Here is a 3,217-nt window from a genome sequence, read left to right as displayed (position 1 = left end):
CGCAGGGCGCGCTGAACGTCAACCTCGTCACGCCCACGCACTACGCCCCGCAGGCGCGCGCCGCCGTGGCGCGGGCGCGTGGGCGGGGGCTGGCGCTTCCCGTGGTGTGGAACACCTCGGGCTACGAGACGGTGGCGGCCGTGCAGGCGAACGCAGGTACCGTGGATGTGTACCTCGCCGACTTCAAGTACGCCGATCCCTTGCTGGCGGTGCGTTACTCGAAGGCGCCGGACTACCCGGATGCAACGCTGGCCGCCCTTGGCGAGATGGTGCGCCAGACCGGCGCCCCGGAGTTCGACGAGGTGGACGGGGATCCGCGCCTCGTTCGCGGGACGGTGGTGCGCCACCTCATGCTGCCGGGAGCCCTCGAGGACTCGAAGCGCGTCGTGCGCCTCGTGCACGAGCGCTTCGGCGACGACGTGCTGCTGTCGCTGATGAACCAGTACACGCCGGTTCTGGCCGATGCGGCCGCCGCGGGCGACGAGCGCGCCGCGGCGGCGCTGCACCGCTGCCCAGAGCTTGCCCGGCGCGTCCCGGACGAGGACTACGAGCGCCTGCTGGACTACGCCGATGCGCTGGGTGTGGAGGACTACTTCTGGCAGGAGGGCGGCGCGGCCGAGGAGAGCTTCATCCCCCCGTTCGACCTGACGGGGGTGTAGGGGAGACGGCCACAACAAGGCGCGCGGGGAACGTGCGCTCCGCCGACGCCATCGCGCCGGTTCGACAAGGACGTGGCGTGCGAATGGCGCGGCCGAAGATGTTCGTTTTCGCATGTCTTCGGCCGCCCTTGGGAGGGGCCGAAGACATGCGGAGGCAGCGGGTGAAATAGCCCCTATCTCACATCCTCACCAGCTCGTACTTCCGCGTTCCCAGGCCGATCTTCTCGGCGTGCTCTAGGCAGGTGCGCCATTCCGACTCGGGGGTGGAGTTGGCGAAATGGTCGCCCGAGGGCTCGAAGCCGGGCGTGGCCAGGTTGTCCGAGAGCTTGCTGCCGGGGAGGGGGGAGGCGGCCAGACAGGCGTCGACGCAGGCCTGGTCGAGGGCGAGCGGGTCCATGGAGGCGAACATTCCCAGGTTCGGCAGGATGGGGGCGTCGTTCTCGGCGTGGCAGTCGCAATGGGGCGACACGTCCACCACGAGCGAAACGTGGAGCTGCGGCCGGCCGTCCACGACGGCCTTCGCGTACTCGGCCATGCGGCGGTTGAGGTCGGCGTTGGCGGCGTCCTGCGCGAAGTCGATGGCGTCGAAGTTGCAGGCGCCCAGGCAGCGCCCGCACCCTACGCAACGTTCCTTGTCCACGCCCATCTTCCGGGCGGCCTCGTCGAACACGAGGCCGCCGTTCGCGCATTCGGGCAGGCACTTCTTGCAGCCGCGGCACTTCTCCCCGTCGATGTCGGGCTGGCCGTTGCTGTGCTGCTCGGTCTTGCCGGCGCGCGAGCCGCAGCCCATGCCGATGTTCTTGATGGCGCCGCCGAACCCGGTGAGCTCGTGGCCCTTGAAGTGCGTGAGGCTCACGAACACGTCGGCGTCCATGACGGCGCGGCCGATCTTCGCCGCCTTCACGTACTCGCCGCCTGCCACCGGCACCTCCACGTCGTCGGTGCCCTTCAGGCCGTCGCCGATGAGGATGGGGCAGCCCGCCGTGAGCGGCGTGAAGCCGTTCTCCCATGCGCATTCCAGGTGCTCGAGGGCGTTCTTGCGGCTGCCGGGTACATGGTGTTGCAGTCGGTGAGGAACGGCTTGCCGCCGAGCTCCTTCACCACGTCCACGAGGGCGCGTGCGTAGTTCGGGCGCAGGTAGCTCACGTTGCCCAGCTCGCCGAAGTGCAGCTTGATGGCCACGAACTTGCCTTCGAGGTCCAGGTCGGCTATGCCCGCACGGCGGACGAGCTTCTTCAGCTTCGTGGGCAGCCCGTCGCCGAACGCCTGCGTGCGGAAGTCTGTGAAGTACACCTTTGCCGTTTCCATGTTCCCTCCTTCTCGAGGTTGTGTCAAAAGCTCCGCCTTGTCGCCCTGCCGGGCTGAACGTAGGGCAAGGGCCTTGCCCTTGCCGATGATCGGGACCGTCCCGCAGGTTGTGGCAAGGGCAGGGCCCTTGCCCTACGGGGCGGCCCCTGGCGGGCTTGGGCCTCGGAGCTTTTAAAACGCCTCCCGTGCGGTTCTCTCGTCGGGTCTCATGATAGCGGTTCGCGGGTTCTGGGGAAACTCGCGAACCGCCTCTCCCTCAACCGCGCCAGAGGCGCTCGGTTCGCAGGGAGGCGGCGCGGGCCAGCTCGGTACCGGGGAGATCCTCGTGCATCTCCAGGATGTTCTTCCAGAGGCGCTTGGGCATGAACTGGCGGCGGAGCTCCGGGTTGTAGCGGGCCTCCACGGCGACGGTGCGGTAGAAGCGCTTCCAAGCTGCCTGCATGAGGTTCTCCTCCGCGGCGCGGTCGGGCACGTCCAGCTCGTCGGTGCGCACGAGGTACCAGTCGCGCCCCTCGTAGACGCCTGCCAGGTGGTGCACCTCGTCGTAGATGATGAAGGGCTGCGTGTTGAAGCGGCCGGCGAACCAGTCCATGAGCAGCGGCACCACCGAGGCCTTCGGGTTGCAGCGCGCGAGCCACACGCCGTTCTCCAGGTGCTCGAAGCGCAGGAACTGCACCATGTGGTGGCGCTCGTTGCCCACGGAGCGCACGAGGCGGTGCAGGGGCTCCACGGCAGGGTGGGCGAGGTCGTTCAGCACGCTGCCGCGCGCCTTTCCCGAGCAGCCGAGGGAATCGGTCGGCTGCGACGAGGCCATGGGGCCGCTGCACGATCCGCGCCGGCGGCATCCCGTGCAGTCGTGCGGGCGCTTGGCCGCCATGGCGTAGCGCACGAAGCGGTAGACAACGGTGCCGGCACTCGGGTCGTCCGAGAGCGAGGCGCGCATGACGGCGTCGTAGGCGGCGTGGCCGCAGACGCGCTTGATGCCGCGCTGGACGCGCACGGCGCGCTCCATGTCCGTCTCCACGAAGCGCACCGTCTGCCCGAGGCGTGGCTGGAGCGCGGCCTGCGCCGTGACGTCCTGCGGGTCCTCGCGGCGCACGTACGCCTCGAACACGGCCGACAGCAGGCCTTCCAGCGTCCCGTCGTAGGCGTAGGCCACGTCGGGGAGCGGCTCTTCCGGCGTTATGGGCGTGCTGCCGGCTTCGGCCATGTCGCCGCTCATGCGCACGCTGCCTCGGGGCGCTCGAGGG

General features: G+C 69.3%; 4 protein-coding genes. 1 reads left to right on the top strand and 3 read right to left on the bottom strand.

All coding sequences use genetic code 11. The annotated features are described in order from the left end of the window. Positions 1-659, top strand: a 659-nt coding sequence (locus tag GPA_RS08675; protein ID WP_041239353.1) for a hypothetical protein, incomplete at its 5' end; no start/stop codon positions are given. A 178-nt stretch (positions 660-837) separates the two neighbouring features. Here GPA_RS08675 and GPA_RS08670 read toward each other — a convergent pair. From GPA_RS08670 to GPA_RS08665, 3 genes are all read right to left on the bottom strand, one after another. Next, entirely contained in the window at positions 838-1,680 is an 843-nt protein-coding gene (locus GPA_RS08670; RefSeq protein ID WP_269446305.1) for a DUF362 domain-containing protein, read from the bottom strand. Then, positions 1,608-1,967, bottom strand: a complete 360-nt coding sequence (locus GPA_RS20390) for a DUF362 domain-containing protein (protein WP_015539632.1) — start codon at positions 1,965-1,967, stop codon at positions 1,608-1,610. Before GPA_RS20390 ends, GPA_RS08670 begins: the two co-directional genes overlap by 73 nt. A 256-nt stretch (positions 1,968-2,223) precedes the next feature. After that, positions 2,224-3,189, bottom strand: a complete 966-nt coding sequence (locus GPA_RS08665; protein ID WP_015539631.1) for a TIGR03915 family putative DNA repair protein — start codon at positions 3,187-3,189, stop codon at positions 2,224-2,226. Positions 3,190-3,217 lie beyond the last annotated feature (28 nt).

Source organism: Gordonibacter pamelaeae 7-10-1-b, assembly GCF_000210055.1.
In the GTDB taxonomy this organism is placed as follows: Bacteria; Actinomycetota; Coriobacteriia; order Coriobacteriales; family Eggerthellaceae; genus Gordonibacter; species Gordonibacter pamelaeae.
The sequence above is the reverse complement of the archived record's forward strand: the minus strand, read 5'-3'. Positions and strand labels throughout refer to the sequence as shown.

Bases quoted from the DNA above. Each gene is read 5' to 3' on its own strand.
- GPA_RS20390 (WP_015539632.1), bottom strand. From the start codon at position 1,967: ATGGAAACGGCAAAGGTGTACTTCACAGACTTCCGCACGCAGGCGTTC.
- GPA_RS08665 (WP_015539631.1), bottom strand. From the start codon at position 3,189: ATGAGCGGCGACATGGCCGAAGCCGGCAGCACGCCCATAACGCCGGAA.